1 protein-coding gene is annotated in these 683 nt (G+C 48.9%); it reads right to left on the bottom strand.

The genetic code is table 11. From position 1 onward, the window contains the following. On the bottom strand, window positions 1–683 hold a 683-nt coding region (locus tag R7P74_RS26710), incomplete at both ends, for an NAD(P)H-binding protein (protein ID WP_318123678.1).

Genomic DNA, 683 nt, shown 5'->3' with positions numbered 1-683 from the left:
CGTTTATCGGCATCTTCTGTGACGGGAGGTAGCGAAATCTCTGCGCCACTTTTGGTGATTGCTGCTTGGTAAAACTCAGCTTTGCTCACGGTGTGAGGCGTTGTGACATTAATGATCTGGTTACTCAGGTGATCCAATGCAAATTGTGCCACAGCGACTGCGTCACTTTGATGAAGCATGTTGGCTGGAGCTTTACGGCTGACTTGTTTTAGGCGCATGGCAAAGCGAGCGGGGTGTCTGTCTGGGCCAATCAAACCACTGCAACGTAAGATGGCGTAGTTTATGCCAGAGTCGATGACGGATTGCTCCGCTTCGAGCATGATTTTCGCATTGTCAGAAAAGTGAGGGTGGGTTTGCGCGAGAGCGAGCGATGCGGATTCTTCTTTCATATCCGTTGGTAAATTAGGGTAGACCGTTGTAGAGCTGATCATGACGAGCTTTTCAATCGCATGCTGTTTTGCTGCTTTAACTAACGTTGACCATTGCTGCGCATACTCTCGACCAGACCCTCGACGAAACCCAGGTGGAAACGCACCAACAATACGCTCAATATGATTCGACTGAATTATTTCATCCAGTTTTTGCGCTGCGTTTTCATCGTTGAGATCAAGCAGGGCGGCGTTAGCAATAGTGGATGGCCGTTCATCTAACCGAGCTTGGCTACGACGCGTAATAACTACATC

Source organism: Vibrio sp. 2033 (assembly GCF_033339735.1).
Note: the sequence above shows the minus strand (reverse complement) of the source record. Positions and strands in the feature narration are given on the sequence as shown.